Raw genomic sequence first — 26,195 nt, forward strand, 5'->3', positions numbered from 1 at the left:
GGGCTGATCCGGCCTGCGCGTCAGCGCAGTCCGCTTAATAGCAAACGCGCCCCCGTTTCCGGGGGCGCGCCTTTCCTTGTCTGTCCGGCTTAGGCTGCGGATTTTGCCTCGGGGTCGAACCGGCCATAGAAGCTTTGGCCCTTTGCCGCCATGTCCCGCAGCAGATCGGGGCATTTGAACCGCTCACCATAGGCCGCTTCCAGCTCGTCACAGCGTTGGGCGGCGTATTCGGCGCCCAGCATGTCCAGCCAGCTGTAGGGCCCACCGGTCCAGGGCGCAAAGCCCCAGGCCAGGATCGCGCCCACGTCACCTTCGCGGATGTCTTCAACAACACCTTCTTCCAGTGCGCGCACCGCTTCCAGCACCTGCGCGAACATCAGGCGGTCCTTGACGTCCTGAATGTCCGGAAGCTCTTCGGCGGCCGGATATTTCTCGGTGATGCCCTGCCAATAGCCCTGGCGCTTGCCCTTCTCGTCATAGTCAAAGAAGCCCGCCTTGGATTTGCGGCCCAGACGGCCCAGCTCTTCCATCCAGAAGATCAGATCGTCCGAGGGACTTTCAGGATAGGCGTCGCCCATCGCGGCCTTGGTCGCGCGGGCAATCTTGGCGCCCAGATCGACCGAGGTTTCGTCCGTCAGCTGGATCGGCCCCACGGGGAAGCCCAACTGCTGCGCCGCGTGATCGACCATTGCCGCCGGGGTGCCCTCGGTCACGATGCGCATTGCTTCGTTCATGTAGGGGATGATGCAGCGGTTGCAGTAGAAGAACCGCGCGTCATTGACCACGATCGGGGTTTTGCGGATCTGGCGGACGTAATCCAGCGCCTTGGCCACCGCGCGGTCGCCGGTTTCCTTGCCTTTAATAATCTCGACCAACAGCATGCGTTCGACCGGGCTGAAGAAGTGGATGCCGATGAACTGCTCGGGGCGCACGGACGCCTTGGCCAAGCCGGTGATCGGCAGGGTCGAGGTGTTCGAGGCAAAGATGCAATCCTCGGGAATGATCGCCTCGACCTTCTTGGTCATATCAGCCTTCACGCCGGGGTCTTCGAACACCGCCTCGATGATCAGGTCACAGCCTTTCAGCGCGTCCAGATCGGGAGTGGCGGTGATGCGGGCCAGCAGGGCCTCTTTCTTCTCAGGGGTGGCTTTGCCGCGTTTGATGCCCTTGTCCATATAGGTTTCCGAGTAGGCCTTGCCGCGATCCGCCGCCTCTTGGTCGCGGTCGATTAGGACCACTTCCATGCCAGCTTGCGCGCTGACCAGAGCAATACCGGCACCCATCATGCCCGCGCCCAGAACGCCGATTTTCTTGACCGATTGATCGGGCACGTCCTTGGGACGCACGGCGCCTTTTTCCAGTGCTTCCTTGTTCAGGAACAGCGACCGGATCATGGCCGCCGAGGACGGGTTCATCAGGATGTTGGTGAACCAGCGGGCTTCGATTTTCAGGGCGGTGTCGAAGGGCACCAGGGCACCTTCGTAGACCGCACTGAGCAGGGCTTTGGCAGCAGGGAAAGCACCATTGGTGTTGGCGTTCACCATGGCCGAGGCGCCCACGAAAGTCGGGAAGCCAGCGGGGTGATACGGCGCACCGCCGGGCATTTTATAGCCCTTCGCGTCCCAGGGTTTGACCAGATCGGCGTCCTTGGCGTTCAGCACCCATTCGCGGGCAGCCGCAATCGGATCCTCGACGACCTCGTCAATGATGCCCGCGCCCTTTGCTTTTTTCGGGTCAACCAGCTTGCCTTGCAGCAGGAACGGGCTGGCGCCCATCGCGCCCATCTTGCGGACCAGGCGGGTGGTGCCGCCTGCGCCCGGGAAAATGCCGACCATGATTTCCGGCAGGCCGATCTTGGCCTTGGGGTTGTCAGCGGCAAAGATACGGTGCGTGGACAGGGGCAGCTCCAGCCCGATGCCAACGGCGGTGCCGGGCAGGGCGGCCGCAATCGGTTTGCCGCCTTTCTTGGTTTTGAAGTCCATCCCGGCCAGTTCGATCTTGCGCAGCAGGCCGTGCATTTTCATGGTGCCTTCGAACAGGCCGCGCGCGGGATCGTCGCCCGCATCGGCCTTCATCTTGGCCAGCACGTTAAGGTCCATCCCGCCGGCGAAATCCTTCTTGCCGCTGGTGATGACCACGCCTTTGACGGCCTCGTCGGCCAGCGCGTCGTCGATCAGATCGCTGAGCAGAAGCAGAGCCTCGGCGCTCATGACGTTCATGGACTTACCGGGGCAATCCCAGGTGATGGTGGCGACGCCCTCGGCGTCTTTGGTCATGATGAAATCAGTCATGTCTGTCACTCCTGCCCCGAATTACACGCGTTCGATGATGGTGGCCGCGCCCATGCCGGATGCGATGCACAAGGTGGCCAGGCCGACCTCTTTGTCCTGACGCTCCAGCTCGTCCAGCAGGGTGCCGATGATGATGGCTCCGGTGGCGCCCAGCGGGTGACCCATCGCGATCGAGCCGCCGTTGACATTCACCTTGTCCATGTCCGCGTCAAACGCCTGTTGGAAGCGCAGCACGACCGAGGCAAAGGCCTCGTTGACCTCGCACAGATCAATGTCACTGAACTGCATCCCGGCATCTTTCAGGATCTTCTGCGTGGCGGGCACGGGGCCGGTCAGCATGATCGTCGGCTCGGTGCCGATTTTGCAGGTCTGACGGATGCGCGCGCGCGGCTTCAGGCCGTATTTCTTGCCGAAATCGGCATTGCCGATCAGAACACCAGCCGAGCCATCCACGATACCCGAGCTGTTGCCCGCGTGGTGAATGTGGTTGATCCGCTCCAGATGGGGGTATTTCAGCATCGCGACCTTATCAAAGCCGGGCATCACCTCGCCCATGTCCTTGAACGAAGGTTTCAGCGCGCCCAGACCCTGCATATCGGTGCCGGGACGGATGAATTCGTCATAGTCCAGGATGGTCAGGCCGTTCTGGTCGGTCACCGGGATCACGGATTTGGCGAAACGGTTGTCGTCCCATGCGGCCTTGGCCCGCTTTTGCGATTCCACGGCCAGAGCGTCTGCCTGATCACGGGTAAAGCCATATTCGGTGGCGATGATGTCCGCGGAAATGCCCTGCGGGACAAAGTATTTCTCCATCGCGACCGAAGGATCGGCGGCCACGGCGGCTCCGTCGCTGCCCATGGGCACGCGGCTCATCATTTCGACACCACCGGCGATATAGGCATCACCCGCGCCGCCCTTCACCTGGTTGGCGGCCAGGTTCACAGCCTCCATGCCGCTTGCGCAGAAGCGGTTGATCGACAGGCCGGGGATGGATTCGTCCAGATCCGAGCCCAAAACGGCGGTACGCGCCAGGCAGGCGCCTTGCTCCATTACCTGGGTGACGTTGCCCCAGATCACGTCCTCGACTGCATGGCCTTCCAACCCGTTGCGGTCTTTCAGCGCGTTCAACACGTTCGAGGACAACCGCACTGCGGTTACCTCGTGCAGCGACCCGTCCGGGCGGCCCTTGCCACGCGGCGTGCGCACGGCGTCATAGATATAGGCTTCGGTCATTTTTCGCCTTCCACTTTATGACTAGAGTTCAGTTCACCAGCCAGCCGCCTTGCGACCGGCCGAAATTGTTTAGATTTATCCGCCCGAGCGCGGCATCAGATCATAGGGATGTTGCCATCCCGGCAGGGCGCTGATGTTGCCCAGCCAGCGGTCAATGTTTGCATAGGCCGCGCGATCAAAGCCAAAGGGCTCGGGGTAGTACAAATATCCGCAGCAGCTGAGGTCTGCATTCGTCACGCTGTCTCCGACCAGCCAGTCCTTGCCGTCCAGCGCTTGGTCCAGCACCTTCAGCGCGGCCTGCAGACGGCCAACGTTGAACCCGATCACATCGTCATTTCGGTGCTTTTCGGGCAGGAAGTTCATCAGAAACCGGGTCATCCCGGCCTGGCTGGACATTTTGTGGTTGTCCCAGAACATCCAGCGCATCACCTCGCGGGCCTCTTCGGGGGTGTTGCCGCCGAATTTTCCGGTTTTCTCGGTGATATACATCTGTATGACGCCCGATTGGGTCAGCGTCACGTCGCCATCCACCAGCACTGGCGCCTCGCCCATCACGTTTAACGCGCGGTATTCGGGGCTGCGGGCCGCGCCACTGAAAAAGTCCACCCAGACGGGTTCCCATTCCAGGCCGGACAGCTCAAGCGCCAGGGCAGCCTTGTATGAATTCCCGCTTTCACCAAAACAATAGAGTTTGATCGACATGTACGTTCCTCCCGCCGTCGCGCTTACGCCTGAGATCGAGTGTGGGGAGTTTCCACCACAAAGAAAAGGCGGTGTTTGCCCCGTGACCCGGCGTCAGACCTTGGCACGTTACGTCCATTCTTCCCCGTGCTGTGCGCAGGGGCAGGGTGGGCCACAGGCCCACCCCGTTTCGCTTAGAACTGTTCAGCGTCCAGCGACATCACCGTGTCGGCACCGCTGTTGATGCGGGCCAGGTGAGTCGCCGTGATGGGCAGGCGACGCGCCATGTAGAACCGGCCGGTGGTCAGCTTGGTTTCATAGAAATCCGGATCCTCGGTGCCGTTCTCCAACGCTTCCAGCGAAGCCTTGGCCATTTGCGCCCACATCAGGCCCAGGCAAACGTGGCCGAACAGGTGCATAAAATCATACGAGCCGGACAGCGCATTGTTGGGGTTTTTCATGCCGTTCTGCATGAAGTACGTGCCCGCCGCCTGCAGGTCCTTCGACGCGGCCTTGAGCGGGTCCAGGAAATCGGCTTTCAGCGCCTCGTTGCCCTCGTTTTCCTTGAGGAAGGTTTTCACCAACTCGAAGAAGGCCATGACGTGCTTGCCACCATCCTGAGCCAGTTTGCGGCCTACCAGGTCCAGCGCCTGCACACCGTTGGCGCCTTCATAGATCATGGCAATCCGGGCGTCGCGGGTGAACTGGGACATGCCCCATTCTTCGATATAGCCATGGCCGCCATACACCTGCTGGGCCTGAACGGTCATGTCATAGCCTTCGTCGGTCAGGAAACCCTTGATGACGGGGGTCAGCAGGCTGACCAGCCCGTCGGCATCCTTGTCGCCGTTGCGGTGGGCCTTGTCGATCATGACCGAGCTCCACAGGATGAAGGCGCGCGCGCCCTCGATAAAGCTCTTTTGGTCCATCAGGTTGCGGCGAATATCAGGGTGCACGATCAGCGGATCGGCCGGGCCGTCCGGGTTTTTCACGCCGGTGACGTCGCGGCCTTGCAGGCGGTCCTTGGCATAGATGACAGCATTCTGATAGGCGGCCTCGGCCTGGGTCAGGCCCTGCATGCCAACGCCGATGCGCGCTTCGTTCATCATTGTGAACATGGCGCGCATGCCTTTGTGTTCGTCGCCCAGCAGGTATCCGGTCGCCTCGTCATAGTTCATCACACAGGTCGAGTTGCCGTGGATGCCCATTTTCTCTTCGATCGCGCCACAGCTGACGCCGTTACGTGCGCCGGGGGTGCCGTCCTCGTTGACGATGAACTTGGGCACGATGAACAGCGACACGCCCTTGATGCCTTCGGGGCCGCCGGGGATCTTGGCAAGCACCAGGTGAATGATGTTGTCCGACATCTCGTGCTCGCCAGCCGAGATAAAGATCTTCTGACCCGAGATTTTGTAGCTGCCGTCGTCCTGGGGAACGGCCTTGGTGCGCATCAGGCCCAGATCGGTACCGCAATGCGGTTCGGTCAGGTTCATGGTGCCGGTCCATTCGCAGGACACCATCTTGGGCAGATAGGTGTCTTTCTGCGCGTCGGTTCCGTGCGCCAGAATGGCCGAGGCCGCGCCGTGGGTCAGGCCTTGGTACATCGAGAACGCCTGGTTCGCCGAGCTGAACATCTCGCCCACGGCGATGCCCATGACATAGGGCATGCCCTGACCGCCATATTGCTCGGGCAGGTCCAGGCCGGTCCAGCCGCCTTCGCGCACCTGATCGAATGCCTCTTGGAAGCCTGTTGGCACGCGGACCACGCCGTTTTCCAGAACACAGCCTTCCTTGTCCCCGACAGTGTTCAGCGGCGCCAGAACTTCCGAGGTGATCTTGCCGGCTTCTTCCAGAACAGCGCTGGTGAAATCCGATTCCAGATCGCCATAGCCCGGAACGTCTGATTGGCTGACTTTCAGCAGATCATGCAGCACGAACTGCATGTCTTTCACAGGTGCGGTATAGCTCGGCATGGTCTCTCTCCCATTTGTCGCCGGGGCCCGTTGGGGCTACTCGGCTGCCTTCTTCTCTTGCTTGAGCGAGGTGACCATCTGCTCGCCCCAGCCCATCTGTTCTTTCAGCTCTTCGATGGCCACGTTAAGCTCATCACGTTGCTTTTCCATGTCACGCAGACGGTCCTGCGCCACTTCGAGGGTGCGCTCCAACTGCGTCAGCTGGGCATCCCCCATGTTGTAAAGATCCAGAAGCTGGCGGATTTCCTCCAGGCTGAAGCCGAAGCGCTTGCCGCGCAGGATCAGTTTCAACCGACCGCGGTCCCGATGGGTGAACAGGCGTTTTTGGCCCTCCCGGATCGGGAACAACAGTTCCTTTGCTTCGTAGAAACGCAGCGTGCGTGCAGTGACCCCGAACGCGTCGCACATTTCCCGGATCGTCATGGTTTCATTCGTCGTAGACATTATCCTTGCCCTCCGAAGATTTAACGGATGGTCAAGAAATGAAGTCTCGACCACATCGTTACAATACAAATTGACGTTGACGTAATCGGTACGCTACGTCACTTCGCGCTTGACGTAAGATCAAGCAACGTAACCCTACCCTGGCGGTAATTTCCTTTCGTAACGTCAACGGAAATTTCGACCTGTCAGAACCGAAAAACCCCGCCACAGGGGCGGGGTTCGAATCTGATTTTGCTGTTGGAAACGCGGGTCTAGGCTTTCAGGGAAGCGGCTGTCTGGTCGCGTGATTCGGTCAATTCCTCGATCGCAATGTCCAGCTGGCGGCGCTGTTCTTGCAGGACTTCCAACTGGGCCGTTGCATCTCTGACCCAAGCTTCCATCTGCGCCTGCGTGCCTTCGTTGTCGTAGATCAAAAGCCACTTACGAATGCCTTCGAGCGCGAAACCCCAGCGCCTGCCGTTCAAAATCAGGGTCATCCGAGCCACTTCACGTGGGCCATAATAGCGAGAGCGCCCGTCCCGTTCGGGTTCAAGCAGCTCGATATATTCGTAGTAGCGTAATGTGCGCGGGGTCACATCGAACTTTGCGCACATTTCTTTGAAAGTCAGGCGTGTGTCAGACATTCCAGGCCGTCATATTGGTTAGGTTGCGAACATACTGCATCAGCAGCACGCCGTTGACCACCCCCATAACGTAAGGTCAGAACGTGGCGTCACGGGGTCATGAAGCCGGGGGCAAGAATGTAGAATCCATAGGCCACGATCAGCGCTGGGACGGCCGAGACCAGCGTGGCAAGAACGGCGCTGCGCGGGTTTACGGCAATCGCGGGGAACAGGGCGTCCCCATCGTTCGAGATCGCATTGCCGATCAGCGCTGCAAAGGGCAGGGCGCCGTTGATATACAGCGTCGTCACCAGAACCTGAGGCCCGCAGCCGGGGATAAATCCGACCAGGATGCCGATCAGTGGCAGCAACGGGGCCACTGTCTGAAAGGCGTCTTTCAGGTCAAGCCCGGTGAACAGAACCAGATAATCATAGGCCAGGTAGGCTCCGATCACCCAAACCGAGATAAAGCTGGTCTCCTCGGCCATCCGCGTCGTCGGGGTGTCCGCTGCATTGGTCATCGCTTGCAGCGGTGACAGAGACCAGATCAACAAGCCCAGGAAGGTACCGGCCAGACCTATGGCGCCAAGCAGCGTAAAAGGAACCTGGTCATAAAGGGGAGATTGCAGCAGCTGCAGCACGCCCAGAACAAAGCCCGGCAACGCGATAACAAGGAACAGCAGGTCCCGTTTCCGCAAGGCGCCGATCCGGACGGGCGAAATTACCTTGGTCGGGTCGGTAGCAGGCGGCACAATGTTCAGTTTGTCCACGATCCAGCCCGACAATACACCCACAACAAAGGAAAGCGGCAGCACAACAAGCGCTGCATCGGGCCGCGTGGCGATCAGCAAAAAGGCCGCGTCGCCCATGGTGGCGGTCAGCGTGGCCACGACCGCTCCGAATCCGACATGTCCCGAGCTGTAGGCAGCGACCACAACGACCGCGCCCCCGCAGCCGGGGGTGGTGCCCAGCAGAGCCGCCAGCGGAACCTGCGCCATCTTGGCATTCTGCAGCGCGCTGCCGATGTTGTATTTGAACAACCGCTCAGAGCCATAGAACACCAGCAGCGTCATTCCGACGAAAACCGAAACCTGGAAATAGGCGTCCAGCATCAGCTCGCGGGTCAGGCCGCCCAGTTCTCCGGGGACCAATGCCAGCACCAGCAAAAGTATGACGTAAGGTAACCGGCGTGCCCGGAATGGGCCCAGAAAACCGGGTTTGAACGAAGTATGCGGGGCCGAAGCGTTGGTGTCGAGCTGTGTCATACCAGAATGCATATGAGAATTATTCTCAATTGCAAGAACTAATTCTTGCGCTCGGCTGATTCTGGCCTGAAAAATACTGCAACTGCAAACGAACCGCGCACGGAGGCCCCTTTTGGCACCTGATAATGACATTATCGCCCAGCAGTTCATCTCGGCGATTCCTCATGCCAAGGCGCTGGGGATGGAGTTCACCATCATCGGCGAGGGTCGGGCCGAGATGCGCATGCCCTATGATGAACGCTTTATCGGTGATCCCAAAACCGGGGTGATCCACGGAGGCGCGGTTTTTGCCCTGCTGGATACCACTTGCGGGGCGGCGGTGATGAGCCATCCCAAGGCGCCTGGCGGCACGGCCACGATCGACTTGCGTATCGACTATATGCGCGCGGCCACGCCGGGGCAGGCGATCCGCACCCGCGCGCATTGCTATCGCATCACCAAAACCGTGGCCTTTGTCCGCGCCGAAGCACTTGACGACGACGAAGACCTGCCTGTCGCCACGGCCAGCGGTGCCTTTACCGTCGAAGGAGGCCGCTGATGAACAAGCGCCCCAGACCCGAACCCATGCAGGTCGTCAAGCAGCGCCGCGACGCAGCTTTGAACGCTCTGGTGCATGGTGTGCCTTATATCCAGTTCCTTGGCATCGAGTTTGACCGCCGCGGGGATGAACTGACCGCCGTGCTTCCGTTCGAGGACAAGCTGATCGGCAATCCCATGCTGCCCGCTATCCACGGCGGGGTGACCGCTGCGTTTCTAGAGGTGACGGCGATCATCGGGCTTAGCTGGGCCTATCTGTGGGATGATATCGAAAGCGGGGCGCTGGACGTGGAACAACTGGTCGCCGGCCAGCTGCCGCGTCTACCCAAGACAATTGATTTCACGGTGGATTATCTGCGTTCGGGCCTGCCGCGTGATGCCTATGCGCGCGCGCAGATCAACCGCTCGGGGCGGCGATACGCAAGCGTGCATGTCGAGGCCTGGCAAGACAACCGCCATCGCAACTTTGCCCAGGCTACCGGGCATTTCCTGATGCCGCAATCGGATGGCTGATCCGAACGCGATCACGCACCGACGTGTGTTAAAGATCGCCTTGCCCATTGTTCTGTCCAACGCCACGGTGCCCATTCTGGGGGCCGTGGACACGGGCGTTGTCGGGCAAATGGGGCTGGCCGCTCCGATCGGGGCGGTAGGCGTTGGTGCGGTGATCCTGACCGGCACATACTGGATCTTCGGCTTTTTGCGCATGGGTACCACGGGGCTGGCGGCCCAGGCGCACGGGGCCGGGGACCGGGGCGAGGTCTCGGCGCTATTAACTCGCGCGTTGATGATCGCGGCCACGGCAGGTCTGGCCATCATCCTGCTTCAAACGTTAATCTTTCACGGGGCCTTTCTGGTTTCGCCTGCCAGCCCCGAGGTTGAATCCCTTGCCCGCGATTATCTGAGCATTCGCATCTACAGCGCCCCGGCCGCTATTGCCCTTTATGGCGTCACCGGCTGGCTGATCGCGCAAGAGAGGACCCGCGCCGTGCTGGTCATCCAGCTGTGGATGAACGGGCTGAACATCCTTCTGGACCTGTGGTTCGTGCTGGGGCTTGATTGGGGCGTGCAGGGCGTTTCATTTGCCACCTTCTGCGCAGAATGGAGCGGTCTTGCGCTGGGCCTGTGGCTGTGCCGACCAGCTTTTGCCACCCCCATGTGGCGCGACTGGGCGCGTGTCTTTGATCGGGCCAAGCTTACTCATATGATGACGGTGAACGTAGATATCATGCTGCGATCGCTGATGCTGCAGGCGATCTTTATCTCGTTCCTGCTGTTGGGCGCCGATTTTGGGGACGTCACCCTTGCCGCCAATCAGGTGCTGCTGCAGTTCCTTTATATCACCGCCTATGCGCTGGACGGGTTTGCCTTTGGCGCCGAGACCCTTGTGGGTCAGGCGCTGGGCGCACGCAAACGCGCGGCACTGCGGCGCGCTGCGTTTCTGTCCGGCTTGTGGGGCTATGTCGTTGCAATCGGGCTGACGCTGGGCTTCGCGATCGCGGGCGGCTGGATCATCGACCTGATGAGCACATCTCAGCCCGTTCGGGCCGAGGCGCGCGTTTTCCTGATCTACATGATCGCAGCGCCCTTTATCGGAGCGGCCAGCTGGATGCTGGATGGCATCTTTATCGGCGCCACGCGCGGACGGGATATGCGCAACATGATGGCAGTCAGTTTCGTGATTTATCTGGCCGCGCTGGCGGTGCTGCTGCCGATCTTTGGAAACCACGGTCTGTGGGCTGCGCTGCTGATCAGCTTTGCGGCAAGGGGGGTGACGCTTGCGTGGCGCTACCCCGCGCTAGAGGCCGAGGCCGCGACTTAAAGGATGTCCAGCACTTGTTCGGGCGGACGTCCAAGGCGCGCCTTGCCGTTGGCGAACACGACAGGGCGCTCGATCAGCTTGGGGTTGGCGGCCATGGCCTCCAGCAGGGCGTCTTCGGGCAGGTCCTTGGTCAGGCCCAGTTCCTTGAATAGCGCCTCTTTGGTGCGCATCATTTCGATGGCGCTTAGGCCCAATGCGGCTTGAGCCGCGCGCAGTTCCGTGACCGAAGGCGCGTCCTCAAGATATTTGCGCACCTCAACCTCGCGCCCTTCCAACAAAGCCAGGGTCTGACGCGATTTCGAACAGCGGGGGTTGTGCCAAATGGTGATCATAGCCAGTCCTCTCTCGCGGTGCCCACGGCCTGGTCCACGTTGTCAAATCCGTCTTGCTCCAGCAGTTTGTCCAGCCCTTTGGCGATCTCGGCGCCCAGCGACAGCCCGTGATAGACCAGCGCGGTATAGAGCTGCACGGCCGAGGCCCCGGCCCGGATTTTCGCATAGGCTTGTTGCGCGTTCGAGATGCCGCCGACGCCGATCAGGGGCAGCTTGCCCTCGGTCAGCACGGACAAACGGGCCAGAACGCGGGTGGATTTTTCAAACAGAGGCGCGCCGGACAGACCGCCCGCCTGATCGCGATGCTGGCTTTGCAGGCCTTCGCGCGACAGGGTGGTGTTGGTGGCGATCACCGCATCGATGCCGGATGTCAGCGCGACCTCGGCCACGTCCTCCAACTCTTCGGGGCTCAGATCGGGGGCGATTTTCAGGAAGACGGGGATTTTTCGGTCCAGTTCGGCGCGGGCGTCGATCACGCCGGCCAGCAGCGCCGACAGCGCTTCTTTACCCTGCAAATCACGCAGCTTTTCGGTGTTGGGAGAGGACACGTTCACCGTCGCGAAATCCAGGTATGGCCCGCAATGGGTCAGCACGCGGGCGAAATCGGCGGCGCGGTCCTCGCTGTCTTTGTTGGCGCCCAGATTAAGGCCCAGCACCATATCGCGGGGGCGTTGGGACAGACGTGCGCCGATCGCTTCCATCCCCTCGTTGTTGAAGCCGAACCGGTTGATCGCGGCCTGATCTTCGGACAGGCGGAACAAGCGCGGCTTGGGGTTTCCGGGCTGTGGGCGGGGGGTGGCGGCGCCAACCTCGATGAACCCGAAACCCGCGCGCGACAACGGCGACAAGACCTGCGCGTTCTTATCAAACCCTGCGGCCAGGCCCACTGGGTTGGCCATGTTCAGCCCCGCAACCGTGGTGCGCAGCCGTTCCGAGGTCACCAGCCCAGCAAGGGGCGCGGCCCCCAGTTGCAGCGCTTTGATCGACAGGCCATGCGCGGTTTCGGGGTCAACCTTGTGCAGGGCGAACAGGCCCAGTTTTTCCAGCGGAGTCATTCCATACCTTCCGGGAATTGATGCGCCCCATCCACCAGCGGCAGGGGCAGATGCCATGCGATATCCGACAGTTTCAGCGCGCGGTAAAGATGGGGAAACAGCGCACCGCCGCGCGAGGGTTCCCATTTCAGGGCCTCGCCCAGGGTGTCAGTCTCGACGGCCAGCAGCTCCAATCCGTCCTCGTCTGCGAAATGCTTGGCGGCGGTTTCGGCGGCCTGCTGGGCGGTTGAAAAATGTACGAAGCCATCGGCCAGATCGACCGGCGCACCCAAGGACTGGCCCTTGGTCTGCAATTCGGCCCATTCGTCGGCGCGGAATATCTTGTAGATCAGCATGAGCCTGACATGCCGCGCAGGTCCGCCGGGGTCAAGCCAGAAGGGGATTTGCCCGCCCCTTGTGATCCGTTATTGTGCCCGCAACGACGGAGGCACATGTGGATCACCCCCTGATCGACCTGATCAACCAGAAAATCGCCGAGGCGCAGGCCGACGGGTCCTTTGACAACCTCGAAGGCGCGGGCAAACCGCTGCCAGATTGCGATGACCCCCAGAATGCCTTGCTGAACCGGTTGGTGAAAGAGGCAGGCGGTGTGCCCGAGTTCGTGTCCCTTTCGCGCGAGCTGGCCAAACTGCGGGAAGAGCTTCGCGAAACCGGGGACCGCACGCGCCGGCATGACATCATGAAAGAGATGTCGATGATGGAGGCCCGGATCGAGCTGGCTCGCAAGGCCTATCGCTAGGGTTTCAGTCGTGCGCTTATGCCCGACGCCAACAGATCGAACACCAGTCGGACACGGCGCGAGGTCCGCAGTTCTTTGTGGGCCACCAGCCAGACCGGATAAAGCATCGGCGGCGCGTCCGGCACTGCCTTGATCAGCCCGTGCGTTTGGCCAACATGGGTGGGAAACACGCCCAGCCCGACGCCCGCCTGCACCATTGCCAGCTGCACCAGGTGGTTGGCCGAGGTGACGGTGAATTGTTCAGGCGCGAAGATATGACCCATCTGGCTCAGGCGCTGGCGCAGCAGATCCGTCCAGTCGAACCCGATAATCTCGGCCTGGGACAGATCGCTCAGCCCGTCCAGATAGGCGCGCGTTCCGTACAGATGCCCCGCGTCGTCGCAGATTTTGCGCGCGATCAGGTCGGGATGGCCGGGGTCCGTGTTGCGAATGGCGATATCGGCCTCGCGGCGCAGTAGGTCGGCTTGGGTGTTTGCGGCAACGACTTCAAGCCGGATACCCGGATGCTGGGTGCGTATCTGGCCGATCATGGGGGGCAGCAAACTGGCCGAGAGCATTTCGCTGGCGGTGATGGTCACGGTGCCTTCGACGCTTTCGACCTGACCCGATGCCGCCAAAGAGAACTTCATTGCAGCTTCACCCATGGCGCGGACATGTTCAGCCAGATCCAGACCTGCCTGGGTGGGTACCAACCCCCGGCCAACGCGTTGGAACAGGGTCACGCCCAGCTCTTGCTCCAGCGCGGTGACCTGCCGGCCCAGCGTGGGCTGCGCCTGGCCCAAAGCGCGGGCGGCGGCTGAAAGCGAGCCCTCTTCCACCACCACCAAAAAGGCGCGTGCACGGTTCCAATCAAAGGTGAGGCTTTTCCATTCCATGCGAAAATGCATATCAAAACTACGAATTCAGTCAATTCACTTGCGAAAAGGTATGCTTCAAAACGGGGACAAGCTCACTTCTCAAACGAGGTTCCATCATGAAAGCTGTCACCTATCGCCGTTATGGCCCCCCAAATGTTCTGTCACTCTCGTCCGTGCCCAAACCCGTTCCGGGGGGTGGCCAGATGCTGGTGCGTGTCCATGCCAGTTCGGTCACGACGGCCGATTGGCGCCTGCGCGCCGCTGCCTTTCCCGGGGTGATGCAAATCCCCGGGCGGTTGATGTTCGGCCTGTGCGGACCGCGTAACCCGGTTCTGGGCAGTGACTTCGCCGGGGTGGTTGAAGAGGTCGGCTCGGACGTCAGTCTGTTCAAACCGGGCGACCGGGTGTTCGGGTTTGCTCCGCGCGGCGCCCATGCTGAGTATCTGATGATCGAGCAAATGGGTGCCGTGACTCATCTGCCCCAAACCCTGGGCTTTGCCGAGGCCGCCGCCTTGCCTTTTGGCGCTTTGGCCGCGCTGGTGTTCCTTCGCGACTACGGTCAGGTGCAGCCGGGGCAGAAGGTGCTGGTGATTGGCGGGTCGGGCGGCGTGGGGGCCTATGCGGTGCAGATCGCGCGCGCCATGGGGGCCGAGGTCACGGCCGTGGCCAGCGCGGGCAATCTGGAGCTTATGCAGCAGTTGGGCGCTGCGCAGGTGCGGGACTATCGCGTCGAATCCCCGGTTCAGGCAACCGATGGTTTTGACGTGATCCTTGACACGGTCGGTGCCGTGAGTTTTGCCCAGGGGCGGCCGGGACTGGCGGAAAAGGGCGTGTTCATCCCGCTGAACTTTGGCCTGAAGGAAATCGCTTTGGCCATGCTCAGCAAACAGCTGAAAATCGGTATCAGCGGGGACACCCGCGCTGATCTGGACACGCTTGTGGCAATGATCGATGCGGGTAAACTGCGCCCCGTGATCGACCGCTGCTATCCGCTGGAACAAGCGGTGCAGGCGCATGCCCACGTCGAAGGACGCCATCGCAAAGGCGCGGTCGTCCTGACCGTGCAAACCGCGGCTTGACCCCCAAGGCCTAAGCTGAAAACGTGCCAGCCATGTGCGGACGCCTTGCAAATACCTTGCCTAACGATGCCATGGCGCAGCTGTTCAGCGCCATGCCTGGCAATGCTCTGCCCGAAGTGCCCAACTATAACATCTGCCCGACGACGCAGGTGCATGTGGTTACCTCGGATGCAGAGCTGCGGCGTCTGGGCGCGATGCGCTGGGGATTTTTGCCAACATGGTACAAGACGCCCACTGATGGGCCACTGTTGATCAACGCTCGGTCTGAAACCATCGCCGAGAAGCCCGCATTCCGCGAGGCCTGCCGTCAGCGCCGCTGTATCCTGCCTGCCACCGGGTTCTACGAATGGAGCAAGGATGACGAGGGGAACCGCCTGCCGTGGTATTTCTCGCGTAGTGACGGGGCGCCATTGGCCCTTGCGGGGATCTGGCAGGACTGGGGGGGCGACCAAATGGCAACCTGCGCCGTGGTCACCACCAGCGCCAGCGCGGATATCGCACATATCCACCACCGGATGCCGGTGGTGTTGGAACATGACAGTTGGGCCAAGTGGCTGGGCGAAGAGGGGCACGGTGCCGCGCTGTTGATGCGCCCGGCCGACGAAGGCACGCTGAACGTCCATCGGGTGGGGCGGGCCGTGAACTCGAACCGGGCCAGCGGGCCAGAGCTAATCGTGCCGTTTGACGAGTAATCCGGTAAAAGCCCTTCAACGCAAGACCGTTTCATGCCGTGAAACTACGGTGTTTAGGATGCGAATATCTATGCGTCACTCTTGTATCCTGCCGAGGATTCGCAGTATCCGACCGGTCAACGAGGGAGCCACCAGACCGTTGCAGCACTTTGACGTGAAAACAGATGCCCCGATGGGGCAGGTGTCCGTGCGCTTGTCCGGGGTCGTCTATGCGCGTGAAACTACGCAGGTTTTTGACGGGCTTTCGCTGGAGATCAGCGAAAAGCGTGTGGCCGTGGTCGGGCGCAATGGCTCGGGGAAATCACAGCTGGCGCGGCTGGTTGCGGGGCTTGCGGCGCCGGACCAGGGATCGGTCAGCGTGGCAGGCGTGGACGTGGCCAAGGACCGCAAGGGGGCGATCGCACAGGTCGGCATCCTGTTTCAAAACCCCGATCACCAGATCATTTTCCCAACGGTCGGAGAAGAGCTGACCTTTGGTCTGACCGCTCAGGGCATGGACAAGACCTCCGCGCGCGAGGCTGCCAAGCAAATGTTGGCGCGCTTTGACCGCGAGGCCTGGTTTGACCGGCCGGTGCACGCGCTTTCTGGGGGGCAGCGACATCTGGTCTGCCTGATGGCCGTACTGGCGATGGAGCCGCGGCTGATCATCCTGGACGAACCCTTTGCCGGCCTTGATCTGGCCACCACCGTGCGTCTGGGCCGTTACCTGGACGGGCTGCCGCAAAGCCTGATCCACATCAGCCATGACCTGAGCGCACTGGCCAACTATGACCGGGTGATCTGGTTAGAGCGCGGGGCGGTACACATGGACGGCGCACCCGATCAGGTTCTGCCCGCCTACGAGGCGCAGATGCGCGCCTGGGGAGGGACCGATGATCGCGTTGATCTCTGATATTCGCACACCCTACCACGGTTGGCGCGCAGGGGCGAAACTGCTGGGCTTGTGCTTGTTTACCTTCGGGATTTTCTTTCTGGACGGCATCGCCGCCAGTCTGGCCGTCACTGCGCTGGTTGCAGCTGCCTATCTGGTCGGGGGCACAGACTTTGCCCGGCAGGGTCTGCGGATGCTGCGGCCCATGCTTTATTTCATCGCGATCATCATGGTTTGGCACTGGATAACGGATGCCATCCCTCAGGGCGTGGTGATCGTGCTGCGCCTGCTGGCGGCGATCGCGGCGGCTAACCTGGTCACGCTGACCACCCGGCTCGAGGATATGCTGGACGTGGTGCAAACCTCGCTGGCTTGGCTGCGCGTGCCCTATCAGGCGCGCCGCCGCTTCGCGCTGGCCATCGCGTTGGTGATCCGCTTCACGCCCGTGCTGGTGCAAAAGGGCGGCCACCTTCTGGAGGCATGGCGCGCCAGAACCGTAAAACGACCCGGATGGAGGCTGGTGCTGCCCATGGCTCTGCTGGCAATAGATGACGCAGAACAAACCGCCGAAGCGCTGAAAGCGCGCGGCGGATTGAGTTGATAGGCGAGACCGCTGGCCCGCCAAGACCGGACATTGAAAAGGACCCCTGAAATGGAACGCAACCTTACCCTTATCGCCCTATTCGCCGCGCTGATCGCGGCGCTGGGGCTGCTACCGAAACTGAACCTTGTCAGCGGCGTGCCGATCACCGCGCAATCGCTGGGCATCATGCTTTGCGGCACCGTTCTGGGCGCCAAGCGTGGCGGCCTGGCTGTGCTGCTGTTCCTGGCGCTGGTCGCACTGGGCCTGCCCCTGCTGGCCGGTGGCCGTGGTGGCATCGGCGTGTTCGCGGGGCCCAGCGTTGGCTATCTGATCGGTTTTCCGGTCGCGGCCTTCGTAACCGGGGCCTTGGCGCAGGCCTGGCGTGATCGTGGCGGATTTGTTTTCCCCGCCGCTGCGGCCCTGATCGGGGGTATGTTCGTGCTGAATATTCTGGGCATCATCGGTCTGTCTATCAAGCTGGACAAGACCCTGATCGAAGCCACCGCTCTGGCGTTGCCCTACGTTCCCGGTGACACGATCAAAGCCGTTCTGGCCGGTTTGATCACCCAAGGTTTGCTGAAAGCGCGCCCCGGTTTGGCCGAGGCCTGATCCGGGCGAGAGGGGCGCTGCCCCCGCGCCTGCGGCGCTCCCCCGGAGTATTTCATGAGCAAAGAAGGGTGGGGTTTGGCCCCGCCCTTTTTAGGTTTTCTTCATGGCATCCAAAAGGGCTGCGCCAAGGCCTCCGACATCTGACTGGCGTTGTTTGGGGGCAGGTTTGCGGGGCTTTGATCCCGGTTTTTGTGTTGTGGGGCGGGCGCGTTCGCCGCCTCGTTCGGGGTTCTTTTTCATCGACAGACCGATCCGTTTGCGGGGGACGTCGACCTCCATTACACGGACTTTGACCACATCGCCGGCTTTGACGATGTCATGCGGGTCTTTGACGAAGCGATCGGCGATCTGGCTGATATGAACCAGTCCGTCCTGGTGCACGCCGATATCCACGAAGGCGCCAAAGGCGGCGACATTGGTCACGGTGCCTTCCAGCATCATGCCCGGTTTCAGGTCGGTGATCTCGTTCACGCCGTCGGTGAAGGTGGCGGTTTTGAATTCGGGGCGAGGGTCGCGACCGGGTTTTTCCAGCTCTGACAGGATATCGCGCACGGTGGGCAGGCCGAATTTATCATTGACGAAGTCGCGGGGCTCCAGCCGTTTCAGCGGCGCCGGGTCCGCCATCAGAGTGCGCAGATCACGGCCGCAGGACTGGACAATCTTGCGGGCCACGTCATAGGCCTCGGGGTGGACCGAGGATGCATCCAGTGGCTCGTCCCCGTCCGTGATCCGCAGGAAACCCGCGCATTGTTCAAAGGCTTTCGGCCCCAGGCGTGCGACCTTCAGCAGGTCCTTGCGCGAAGCGAAGGCGCCGTTGATATCGCGATGCGCGACGATAGCGTCCGACAGGCCCGGCCCGATCCCGGCGACGCGCGCCAGAAGCGGGGCCGAGGCGGTGTTCAGATCGACGCCCACGGCGTTCACGGCGTCCTCGACCACGCCATCCAGTGATTTGCCAAGGCGGCGCTGATCCACATCGTGCTGGTATTGGCCGACGCCGATGGATTTGGGTTCGATCTTCACCAATTCGGCCAGCGGGTCCTGCAATCGGCGGGCGATGGACACCGCGCCGCGCAGGCTGACGTCCAAATCGGGGAATTCCTGTGCGGCCAGTTCTGACGCGGAATAGACCGAGGCCCCGGCCTCGTTCACAACAACCTTGGTGGGTTTTTGGGGGGCGCGGATCAGCGACAGCAGGTCAGCCACCAGTTTTTCAGTCTCACGGCTGGCGGTGCCGTTGCCGATGGCGATCAGCTCGATCTTGTGGCGGGCGATCAGCTCGGCCAGCGTGGCCTGCGCGCCACGCACGTCGTTTTTGGGCTGGAACGGATAGATCGTGGCGGTGTCCAGCACCTTGCCGGTCGCATCCACGACGGCGCATTTCACACCCGTTCGGATGCCCGGATCCAGGCCTAGCGTGGACTTGGCCCCGGCAGGGGCGGCCAACAGCAAGTCCTTCAGATTCCGGGCAAAAACGTTGATGGCGTCCTCTTCTGCGCGGCGGCGAAGTTCCGTCAGCAGGTCGATGGACAACGAGATATGCAGCTTAACCCGCCACACGAAGCCAGCCACCTTGCGCAGCCACAGATCTCCGGGCGCATCCGAGGCTGTTTGCAGCGCAGCGGCGACCATCATTTCGGCGCGGTTCTGGCCCGGAGCGGCGTCCGGATCGACCGCGATATCGGCTTGCAGGATGCCCTCATTGCGGCCCCGGAAAATCGCCAGCGCCCTGTGCGAGGGGATGTCGGCCCATTTCTCGGACTGGTCAAAATAGTCCGAATACTTGGCGCCTGCGGCCTCTTGGCCCTCAATGACTTTCGAGGTCAGGATTGCCTCGCGCATCAGGAAATCACGCAGACGGCCCAGCAGGTCAGCATTTTCCGACAGGTCTTCGCCAATGATGTCGCGGGCACCGTTCAAGGCCGCTGTTGTGTCGGGCACGGCCTCGGTCACGTAACCCTGTGCCAGCACCTGAGGGTCCGCTGAACGATCCGCCAGAATGGCTTGCGCCAGCGGTTCCAGCCCGTTTTCACGGGCGATCATGGCGCGGGTACGGCGCTTGGGTTTGTAGGGCAGATAGATGTCTTCCAGTGCCGATTTCGTTTCGGCGCCAGCGACGGCCTTGGCCAGATCGTCCGTCAGTTTGCCCTGCTCTGTGATCGAGGCCAGGATCACGCCGCGCCGCTCGTTCAGCTCGCGCAGGTATCCCAGACGGTCGGCCAGCGTGCGCAGCTGGCTGTCGTCAAGCCCGCCGGTGACCTCTTTCCGGTACCGCGCCACAAAGGGCACGGTGGCACCTTCGTCCAGCAGTTTGATCGCGGCGGCGGCTTGTTCGGGCCGAGCCTGAATTTCCTGGGCGATCAGGTTTGGAATGCGGCGCTCTTGGTCGGTCATCGGGGCCTCTATTGAGTGTTTGGGACGACCTGATTACCCGGCTCTGCATGGCACGCCAAGGGGGAATTGGCGCTAATTCAGCCACCGCGATGCCACGTTCACACCGCCGATCACAAGGAACAGCGCCAGCAACACCCATTGGGCCCATGTCTTGCGTTTCTTGGGGGCTGGCGTGTCCGATCGGACGGTTTCAACGCGGATTTCCTGCTGAGGAAGGCGGGCCTTGAGCTGGGCAATTGCCTGCTGTTCCGAGGTGGCGCTGATCCGTTCGGACAACGGGGACATCGGGTCGGACCCAGACAAGTTGCGGTATCGGATCAGGTAATCGGCCATTCTGCGGGGCCTAGCACATGGGCAACGCCTCGCCAATCCCGGTCATGGGGCGTTCAGGGGATGATTTAACTTGTTGCAGTGCAGCAAGGTTGTCAGAATCGTCATATCCCTTTGCTAGGACCATGGCGCGCGAACCTGTTGAATAGGAGATCCCTCATGTTTTCACTGAAGGGCAAGAAGGCCCTGATCGTGGGCATCGCCAACCGCCACTCTATTGCCTATGGCTGTGCGCAAGCATTGAAAGAGCAAGGCGCTGAGCTGGCGATCACCTATCTGAATGCCAAGGCCGAACCTTTTGTCCGTCCACTGGCCGAGGAGCTGGGCGCGCAGATCATTGCACCGCTGGATGTCAGTGACCACGGGCAGATCGACGCCCTGTTCGACCAGATCACCGCAGACTGGGGCGCGTTGGATATCCTGCTCCACTCGATCGCCTATTGCCCGATGGAGGACCTGCACGGCCGCGTCACCGATTGTTCACGCGCGGGGTTTCAGGTGGCGATGGATATCTCGGTGGGCAGTTTCATTCACCTGACCCGCAAGGCCGAGCCGCTGATGCCCGCGGGCGGGACCTGTATGACGGTCAGCTATTTCGGGGCCGAAAAGGTGGTCGAGAATTACAACATCATGGGACCGGTCAAGGCTGCGTTGGAATCGGTCACGAAATACATGGCAGCAGAACTGGGCCCCAAGAACATCTCGGTCCATGCGCTGTCGCCGGGGCCGCTGAAGACACGTGCGGCCAGTGGAATCGCGCATTTCGATGCGTTGTTGGAGCAAGCCGCCGAACGCGCACCCACCCATCATCTGGCCTCGATCGAGGATGTGGGCGCCTATGCGGCGTTTCTAAGCAGCGACGCCGCGCAGAATGTCACTGGCGGCGTCCACTATATCGATGGGGGATATCACATCGTGGGGTAGGGGGCGCAAAGCCCCCCGCCGTCACGCCTTGTTTTCAAGGATGATGTGACCCACAGCCGTGTTCGAGGCCGGCACGTGATAGTGCCGGTGCACCTCGGTGACCTCTTCGTCCAGCGCGCCGCGCATGACGTGCCACATCACCATTTCCACACCTTCGCTGCCGGATTCGCGCAGATATTCCAGATGAGGGATCTGGCTGGCGCCGACCGGATCATCGCGCACCATGTCCAGGAACCGCTGGTCCCAATCGGCGTTGATCAGACCGGCGCGTTTGTATTGCAGCTGGTGGCTCATGCCGCCGGTGCCAAAGATCATCACGTTCAGGTCTTCGTCAAAGCTTTCGACGGCGCGGCGCACGGCCTTACCCAGGTTATAACAACGGTTGCCGGTGGGCGCGGGGTATTGCACCACGTTCACGCACAGCGGGATCACCAGCGCGGGCCATTCCTCGTCCGGGGATTTTTCACCATACATCACCGACAGGGGGACGGTCAGGCCGTGGTCGACCTCCATCTCGTTCATGATGGTGATGTCAAACTCGTCCAGAACCAGCGATTGCGCGATGTGGCTGGCCAGTTTCTGGTGGTTTTTCACCACGGGCACGGGGCGCGGGCCCCAGCCTTCGTCGGCGGGCTGAAATTCAGCCGCACAACCCAGGGCAAAGGTCGGAATGCACGAGGCATCAAACGCGGTGCAGTGGTCGTTGTAGACCAGGAAAATCACGTCGGGGTTCTGTTCCTTCATCCACTCGCGGGACTTCTTGAAACCTTCGAACACGGGCTGCCAATAAGGTTGATCGGTGATCCCGGTGTCCATGGCGACCCCGATGGCCGGAACGTGGGAACAGCCCACACCTGCAGTAATACGTGCCATCAGTCTTTGTTCTCCCATTCGGATTTCGAGCGGTTGCCTTCGATGGATCGGCCACCGTTCAACATCATGTCGCGATAAGCGTCCACGCCCATTCCGGTCATCAGGCCGGCCAGATTCTGGAAATTGATGCCGTCATTGGCAGCCAGCTTTGAGGTGTAGTAAATGTTTCCGCCCAGCTCGAGCAGGCGGTTCCAGTCGCGTTTCAGCACAGCGTCGCGTTGCTCGGCCGACATGGGAAATCCATCCAGATAGGATTCTTCATCAGCGTTGAATGCGTCGCGGTTCTTTTGCAGCCGCAACGAGATGCAGAACTGGTTCAGGTGATACCCTTCGCGCGATCTGTCGGCGTCGAACACGAAGGTTCCGGGGATATCTTCGTAGTCCTTTTCGGTCATTCGACTTCCTTTCGTTTACCCCGAGCGCGCTGCAATGGCTTGCGTCAGGTATTTGGGGCCTAGTGGATGCACGAAACACCAGCTGTGTACGCCAGTCGACATTGGTGCATCCCAAAAGTACCTTTATGGTTCTGAATTCTCTATCAGCCTGCATGGCTTGTGGGAAATTTGAAAGCGGAAAACACTATTTGATTTTGGTAATTCATCGCTCATCGAGTGCGGTGAATGCTGCCAGATATCCCCGGCCGCGCCTTTGCTGTCGTGCAGATGGACTTTTTTGTGAGTTTGCAATAAAATGCACACTTCGGGCCTGTTGGTCAGCGATGTAGATATCGGGGAGGGTATCATGACAGCGCATGAGAGGAGCTTTGAGCACAGCCCTGGCAGGGCGAACGTTGAAAAGCTGGTAGAGTATCGGACTGCGCATTATAGTGCTCATTCCGAGGCGGCGAGTTATCTGACCAATACCCCTGCGCGGGTTCAGTTTCGGTTCTCGAACCCCATTGTTTGCCGATTGACACAAGGCCACAAGGTCATGAGCGTCGGCGGTAGCAAAGCCTTCGGTTTCGACCCGGGCCATGTGATGTATGTCCCCCCCGGAATGGAGATCGATATCGACCTGGGCGCCGCGACGCCGGATCAGCCGATCGAATGCGACTGCTTCGAGATCGAGGCTGGCAGGATGGACAGCATCATCGCCCGTCTGAACGAAAACCTGTCATCGCGTGACGAGGACATCTCGGCGACGATTGACTGGGGCAAATTCGCGGTGCTGTCTGGTGCGGATGCGGACGATTTGCGTTTGGATGCTTTGATGCAACTGTTTCGCGGGGACCGGGCGATTTTTTCAGATATGCGCATTGAAACACGGATCGATGACACGATCCTGTCTTTGTTGCAGGCGCGGACTCGGGATCTGGTGAGCTTTGAGCGCGCCGGTGCCGCGGATACTGGCCTGATGGCAGCGGCGCGGATAATCCGTGAAAACCTGGACCGTCACCTGACCAATGAAGACCTGGCCAAAATCGCGTGCATGAGCGAATCCACGCTGCATCGCAAGTTCAAGAAACACTTCGGAACGTCGCCGCTGCGATTTGCCAACCAGTTGCGGATCGCCCGCGCCAAACGCGAACTGCGGCAACATCAAAACGGGATCGAGGCCATGGCCTCGCAACTGGGGTTTTCGGATGCCAGCCATTTCAGCCGGGTCTTTCGCAGCTCGGTCGGGGAAACCCCCGCAGAATACCGGCGGCGCCGGCAAACCCAGCTGTCTTTGCGCGAATGGGAGTTTCATTCCAGTAATTGACAGTCCCGTACATGGGAACCGGCCCTGCTTGCATGACAGGCTTCGGTATTCTGTTTTTGGGAGGAAACACAATGCTGGACTGGCTAAGAAAACACGCGGCAGCTGGAGCGGAAAGCCATAAGCTGTTCATTGGGGGCGAATGGACCAAAGGTGCGTCCCGTGCGGTCTTTGACGACAAAGAGCCCGCGACCGGAGAACGTTTTGCACGCGTATCTGACGCGGCGCAGGCCGATGTTGATGCTGCAATCGCTGCAGCCGACGCGGCCCAACCGGGATGGGCGGCGCTGCCCCCCGCCGCGCGGGCCGGGGTTCTATACAAAGCGGCCGACTTGTTTGCCGAGCGGCAGCAGGATTTTGCCCAGGCGCTGATGGCAGAAACCGGCTCGGGCTTTGGAAAATCCATGTTTGAATGCTCGTTGATCCCGTTGGCGCTGCGCGAAGCTGCAGGTCTGGCGACACGAGAAGTGGGCGAGGTCTATCCCAGCCAGGTGCCGGGCAAGATCAATCGCACTGTGCGCAGCCCCGTAGGCGTCGTCGGGGTGATCTCGCCCTGGAATTTCCCGCTGTACCTGTCGCTGCGAGGGTTCGTTTATGCCCTGGCCCTGGGCAACACCGCGGTTCTGAAACCATCCGAGGATTCGCCGGTCGTTGGAGGACTGATGTTGGCCGAGCTGTTGAAAGACGCAGGCCTGCCGGATGGCGTGTTCAACGTCATCACCACTTCGCGCGATGGGGCCGCCATGGTGGGCGACAGTTTTGTCAACGATCCGCGTATCAAGGTGGTCAGCTTTACCGGATCTACTGCGGTGGGTAAGCTGCTGAACACCGCCTGCGCCGAGGTATTCAAGCCGGTTGTGTTGGAGTTGGGTGGCAAGAACCCGATCATCATTCTGGAGGATGCAGATGTGGATCGGGCGGTTGATCTGGCCTTTTTCGGGTCATTCCTGCATCAGGGCCAGATCTGCATGTCGGCGGATCGTATTCTGGTCGCAGAAAGCCTGTACGATACGTTCCTTGAAAAACTGGTCGCCAAGACCCGCAATTTTGTGCCCACAAAACCAGAAGAGCAGACCTGTGTGGTCGGTCCGATCATCAATTCGCGACAGCTGAAGCGTATTGAAACTCTGATCAACGAAGCTCGGGCCGCCGGGGCTGTTGCGCATTGTGGCGGGGCTGTCGAAGGGCCGTATTACCAGGCGACGATCCTGACGGGCGTGACCCCGGGCATGCGTGTTTGGCACGAAGAGATCTTTGGTCCTGTCACCACCGTCACCCCCTTCAGCACAGTAGAAGAGGCGTTGGCGATGGCGAACGATACGGCTTATGGGCTGTCGGCTTCGATCATCACGGGGGACGTGCTGCGCGGCGAGGTTCTGGCCGAACGCGTGAATGCCGGGATGGTGCATGTGAACGATTCCACCGTGCATGACGAACCGCATTGCCCCTTCTCGGGTATCGGGGCCTCGGGCGGAGGCAGCAAGTGGGGTCCGAAAGGAGCGATCGAAGCCTTTACGACTCAGCGTTGGATTTCGACTCAACGCGAGGCGCATGCGCTGCCGTTCTAATCGGGCAGGCGGGCCGGTTTGTGTCATTGCCGGCCCGCAACAAAATTTGTCATCGCCGGGCAGGAGGAGCCCGGCCGTGGCGCAGCCGATGAGACCCCGGACAAATAGCTGGGGCTCACAGCCAAATAAGGGAGGACACCATGTCAAACATGGATACTGAAATTCTGGAGGCGGTGACGCATGTCTCCAAACTGTCGCGGCGTGATTTTCTGCGCGCGGGATCGGTGGCGGCGGGGCTTTTGGCCGCCGGTGTCACCGGAATCGCGCCCAATGTCGCGCGGGCTTCGGTGCCCGAGGGCATCGCGCATATGAGCGAAAGCGAATACGCCGTCTTCCATCGCCTGATGGAGGTTCTGCTGCCAACCGAGGGGACCAAGCTTGTCGCGCCGCAGACATTACCCGTGTTGCAAACCGTCGATGGCGCGTTTCTGGCCACCCTGCCGCCGCATGTATTGCAAGGGCTGAAGGGCGGCGTGGCCTATTTCAACGAGGCCCCGAAAGAGGCCTTTGGCGCGGCCTTTGTTGACCTGTCCGATGCCGATGCGACCGCATTTTGCGACGCGCTGGCCAGTTCCGACCAAGTGCCGCCGCGCGCGCTGTTCAACGCGCTGAAATTCCTGGTTGTCACTGCTTATTGGGCGATCCCGCCCGCTTGGTCAGGCGTCAGATATGACGGTCCCGTCTTTGACGCCTGGGGCCTGGAATACGCGGGCAACGCGCCCCTGCCGCAAACCTAAGGAGAA

The 26,195-nt window shown here is 61.1% G+C and carries 28 protein-coding genes; 13 read left to right on the plus strand and 15 right to left on the minus strand.

Annotated elements, in window-relative coordinates; translation table 11 throughout:
- Nucleotides 1-89 precede the first annotated feature (89 nt).
- From ACOQOQ_RS07820 to ACOQOQ_RS07850, 7 genes are all read right to left on the minus strand, one after another.
- A complete protein-coding gene (locus ACOQOQ_RS07820; protein WP_420569574.1) occupies nucleotides 90-2,291 on the minus strand; it encodes a 3-hydroxyacyl-CoA dehydrogenase NAD-binding domain-containing protein in 2,202 nt (733 codons plus the stop codon).
- Between the two features lie 21 nt (nucleotides 2,292-2,312).
- A complete protein-coding gene (locus ACOQOQ_RS07825) occupies nucleotides 2,313-3,524 on the minus strand; it encodes an acetyl-CoA C-acetyltransferase (RefSeq protein ID WP_420569575.1) in 1,212 nt (403 codons plus the stop codon).
- A 75-nt stretch (nucleotides 3,525-3,599) separates the two neighbouring features.
- Nucleotides 3,600-4,226 (minus strand): glutathione S-transferase family protein, encoded by a 627-nt coding sequence (locus tag ACOQOQ_RS07830; protein WP_420569576.1) that lies wholly within the window; start codon nucleotides 4,224-4,226, stop codon nucleotides 3,600-3,602.
- A 173-nt stretch (nucleotides 4,227-4,399) separates the two neighbouring features.
- Complete coding sequence (locus ACOQOQ_RS07835; protein ID WP_420569577.1) at nucleotides 4,400-6,178, minus strand: acyl-CoA dehydrogenase C-terminal domain-containing protein; 1,779 nt, start codon at nucleotides 6,176-6,178, stop codon at nucleotides 4,400-4,402.
- Nucleotides 6,179-6,214: 36 nt separating this feature from the next.
- Nucleotides 6,215-6,622 carry a MerR family transcriptional regulator gene (locus tag ACOQOQ_RS07840; RefSeq protein ID WP_420569578.1) on the minus strand — a complete coding sequence of 136 codons (408 nt, stop codon included), beginning with the start codon at nucleotides 6,620-6,622 and terminating at the stop codon, nucleotides 6,215-6,217.
- Nucleotides 6,623-6,873: 251 nt separating this feature from the next.
- On the minus strand, nucleotides 6,874-7,245 hold the full coding sequence (locus ACOQOQ_RS07845) for a MerR family transcriptional regulator (protein ID WP_420569579.1): 372 nt from the start codon (nucleotides 7,243-7,245) through the stop codon (nucleotides 6,874-6,876).
- A gap of 89 nt (nucleotides 7,246-7,334) precedes the next feature.
- Complete coding sequence (locus ACOQOQ_RS07850; protein ID WP_420569580.1) at nucleotides 7,335-8,489, minus strand: putative manganese transporter; 1,155 nt, start codon at nucleotides 8,487-8,489, stop codon at nucleotides 7,335-7,337.
- 112 nt (nucleotides 8,490-8,601) lie between these two features.
- On the opposite strand from ACOQOQ_RS07850, the gene ACOQOQ_RS07855 reads away from it, so the two are divergent.
- From ACOQOQ_RS07855 to ACOQOQ_RS07865, 3 genes are read left to right on the plus strand one after another with little or no spacing between them, the layout of a single operon-like run.
- Nucleotides 8,602-9,027, plus strand: coding sequence for a PaaI family thioesterase (locus tag ACOQOQ_RS07855; protein WP_420569581.1), 426 nt, complete (start codon nucleotides 8,602-8,604; stop codon nucleotides 9,025-9,027).
- Entirely contained in the window at nucleotides 9,027-9,539 is a 513-nt protein-coding gene (locus tag ACOQOQ_RS07860; protein ID WP_420569582.1) for a PaaI family thioesterase, read from the plus strand. Before ACOQOQ_RS07855 ends, ACOQOQ_RS07860 begins: the two co-directional genes overlap by 1 nt.
- Nucleotides 9,532-10,848: an MATE family efflux transporter gene (locus ACOQOQ_RS07865; protein ID WP_420569583.1), complete on the plus strand. Its 1,317-nt coding sequence runs from the start codon at nucleotides 9,532-9,534 to the stop codon at nucleotides 10,846-10,848. Before ACOQOQ_RS07860 ends, ACOQOQ_RS07865 begins: the two co-directional genes overlap by 8 nt.
- Here ACOQOQ_RS07865 and arsC read toward each other — a convergent pair.
- From arsC to ACOQOQ_RS07880, 3 genes are read right to left on the minus strand one after another with little or no spacing between them, the layout of a single operon-like run.
- Entirely contained in the window at nucleotides 10,845-11,180 is a 336-nt protein-coding gene (gene arsC / locus ACOQOQ_RS07870; RefSeq protein WP_420569584.1) for an arsenate reductase (glutaredoxin), read from the minus strand. The two genes, ACOQOQ_RS07865 and arsC, sit on opposite strands and share 4 nt — an antisense overlap.
- The gene (locus ACOQOQ_RS07875) at nucleotides 11,177-12,235 is read right to left on the minus strand and encodes a quinone-dependent dihydroorotate dehydrogenase (protein WP_420569585.1); all 1,059 of its coding nucleotides are present in this window, start codon (nucleotides 12,233-12,235) and stop codon (nucleotides 11,177-11,179) included. Before ACOQOQ_RS07875 ends, arsC begins: the two co-directional genes overlap by 4 nt.
- Nucleotides 12,232-12,570, minus strand: a complete 339-nt coding sequence (locus ACOQOQ_RS07880; protein WP_420569586.1) for a DUF952 domain-containing protein — start codon at nucleotides 12,568-12,570, stop codon at nucleotides 12,232-12,234. Before ACOQOQ_RS07880 ends, ACOQOQ_RS07875 begins: the two co-directional genes overlap by 4 nt.
- Nucleotides 12,571-12,668: 98 nt before the next feature.
- Here ACOQOQ_RS07880 and ACOQOQ_RS07885 point away from each other — a divergent pair, with 98 nt between their 5' ends.
- The gene (locus tag ACOQOQ_RS07885; protein WP_420569587.1) at nucleotides 12,669-12,974 is read left to right on the plus strand and encodes a DUF1992 domain-containing protein; all 306 of its coding nucleotides are present in this window, start codon (nucleotides 12,669-12,671) and stop codon (nucleotides 12,972-12,974) included.
- Here ACOQOQ_RS07885 and ACOQOQ_RS07890 read toward each other — a convergent pair.
- A complete protein-coding gene (locus tag ACOQOQ_RS07890; protein WP_420569588.1) occupies nucleotides 12,971-13,849 on the minus strand; it encodes a LysR family transcriptional regulator in 879 nt (292 codons plus the stop codon). The two genes, ACOQOQ_RS07885 and ACOQOQ_RS07890, sit on opposite strands and share 4 nt — an antisense overlap.
- 98 nt (nucleotides 13,850-13,947) lie before the next feature.
- On the opposite strand from ACOQOQ_RS07890, the gene ACOQOQ_RS07895 reads away from it, so the two are divergent.
- From ACOQOQ_RS07895 to ACOQOQ_RS07915, 5 genes are all read left to right on the plus strand, one after another.
- Nucleotides 13,948-14,910 (plus strand): NAD(P)-dependent alcohol dehydrogenase, encoded by a 963-nt coding sequence (locus ACOQOQ_RS07895; protein ID WP_420569589.1) that lies wholly within the window; start codon nucleotides 13,948-13,950, stop codon nucleotides 14,908-14,910.
- A 32-nt stretch (nucleotides 14,911-14,942) separates the two neighbouring features.
- Nucleotides 14,943-15,602, plus strand: a complete 660-nt coding sequence (locus ACOQOQ_RS07900; protein WP_420569590.1) for an SOS response-associated peptidase — start codon at nucleotides 14,943-14,945, stop codon at nucleotides 15,600-15,602.
- A gap of 154 nt (nucleotides 15,603-15,756) precedes the next feature.
- Nucleotides 15,757-16,494, plus strand: coding sequence for an energy-coupling factor ABC transporter ATP-binding protein (locus tag ACOQOQ_RS07905; protein WP_420569591.1), 738 nt, complete (start codon nucleotides 15,757-15,759; stop codon nucleotides 16,492-16,494).
- The gene (locus tag ACOQOQ_RS07910) at nucleotides 16,475-17,074 is read left to right on the plus strand and encodes a CbiQ family ECF transporter T component (protein ID WP_420569592.1); all 600 of its coding nucleotides are present in this window, start codon (nucleotides 16,475-16,477) and stop codon (nucleotides 17,072-17,074) included. Before ACOQOQ_RS07905 ends, ACOQOQ_RS07910 begins: the two co-directional genes overlap by 20 nt.
- Before the next feature lie 51 nt (nucleotides 17,075-17,125).
- Nucleotides 17,126-17,665 carry a biotin transporter BioY gene (locus ACOQOQ_RS07915; RefSeq protein WP_420569593.1) on the plus strand — a complete coding sequence of 180 codons (540 nt, stop codon included), beginning with the start codon at nucleotides 17,126-17,128 and terminating at the stop codon, nucleotides 17,663-17,665.
- Nucleotides 17,666-17,755: 90 nt separating this feature from the next.
- Here ACOQOQ_RS07915 and ACOQOQ_RS07920 read toward each other — a convergent pair whose 3' ends face one another.
- Complete coding sequence (locus ACOQOQ_RS07920) at nucleotides 17,756-20,059, minus strand: Tex family protein (protein WP_420569594.1); 2,304 nt, start codon at nucleotides 20,057-20,059, stop codon at nucleotides 17,756-17,758.
- A 72-nt stretch (nucleotides 20,060-20,131) separates the two neighbouring features.
- On the minus strand, nucleotides 20,132-20,392 hold the full coding sequence (locus ACOQOQ_RS07925) for a hypothetical protein (protein WP_420569595.1): 261 nt from the start codon (nucleotides 20,390-20,392) through the stop codon (nucleotides 20,132-20,134).
- A gap of 156 nt (nucleotides 20,393-20,548) precedes the next feature.
- On the opposite strand from ACOQOQ_RS07925, the gene fabI reads away from it, so the two are divergent.
- Entirely contained in the window at nucleotides 20,549-21,313 is a 765-nt protein-coding gene (gene fabI / locus ACOQOQ_RS07930; RefSeq protein WP_420569596.1) for an enoyl-ACP reductase FabI, read from the plus strand.
- A gap of 21 nt (nucleotides 21,314-21,334) precedes the next feature.
- Here fabI and ACOQOQ_RS07935 read toward each other — a convergent pair whose 3' ends face one another.
- Complete coding sequence (locus tag ACOQOQ_RS07935) at nucleotides 21,335-22,186, minus strand: class III extradiol dioxygenase subunit beta (protein ID WP_420569597.1); 852 nt, start codon at nucleotides 22,184-22,186, stop codon at nucleotides 21,335-21,337.
- A complete protein-coding gene (gene ligA, locus ACOQOQ_RS07940; protein WP_420569598.1) occupies nucleotides 22,186-22,581 on the minus strand; it encodes a protocatechuate 4,5-dioxygenase subunit alpha in 396 nt (131 codons plus the stop codon). Before ligA ends, ACOQOQ_RS07935 begins: the two co-directional genes overlap by 1 nt.
- Nucleotides 22,582-22,927: 346 nt before the next feature.
- Between ligA and ACOQOQ_RS07945 the strand changes: the two genes are divergently transcribed.
- The 3 genes from ACOQOQ_RS07945 to ACOQOQ_RS07955 all read left to right on the plus strand — a co-directional run bounded on the left by ACOQOQ_RS07945 (nucleotide 22,928) and on the right by ACOQOQ_RS07955 (nucleotide 26,189).
- On the plus strand, nucleotides 22,928-23,887 hold the full coding sequence (locus ACOQOQ_RS07945) for a helix-turn-helix domain-containing protein (protein ID WP_420569599.1): 960 nt from the start codon (nucleotides 22,928-22,930) through the stop codon (nucleotides 23,885-23,887).
- A gap of 71 nt (nucleotides 23,888-23,958) precedes the next feature.
- On the plus strand, nucleotides 23,959-25,452 hold the full coding sequence (locus ACOQOQ_RS07950; protein WP_420569600.1) for an aldehyde dehydrogenase family protein: 1,494 nt from the start codon (nucleotides 23,959-23,961) through the stop codon (nucleotides 25,450-25,452).
- A gap of 140 nt (nucleotides 25,453-25,592) precedes the next feature.
- Entirely contained in the window at nucleotides 25,593-26,189 is a 597-nt protein-coding gene (locus ACOQOQ_RS07955; RefSeq protein ID WP_420569601.1) for a gluconate 2-dehydrogenase subunit 3 family protein, read from the plus strand.
- The last annotated feature ends 6 nt before the right edge of the window (nucleotides 26,190-26,195 follow it).

It is taken from the genome of Thalassovita sp. (genome assembly GCF_965218685.1).
Lineage (GTDB): Bacteria > Pseudomonadota > Alphaproteobacteria > Rhodobacterales > Rhodobacteraceae > Thalassobius.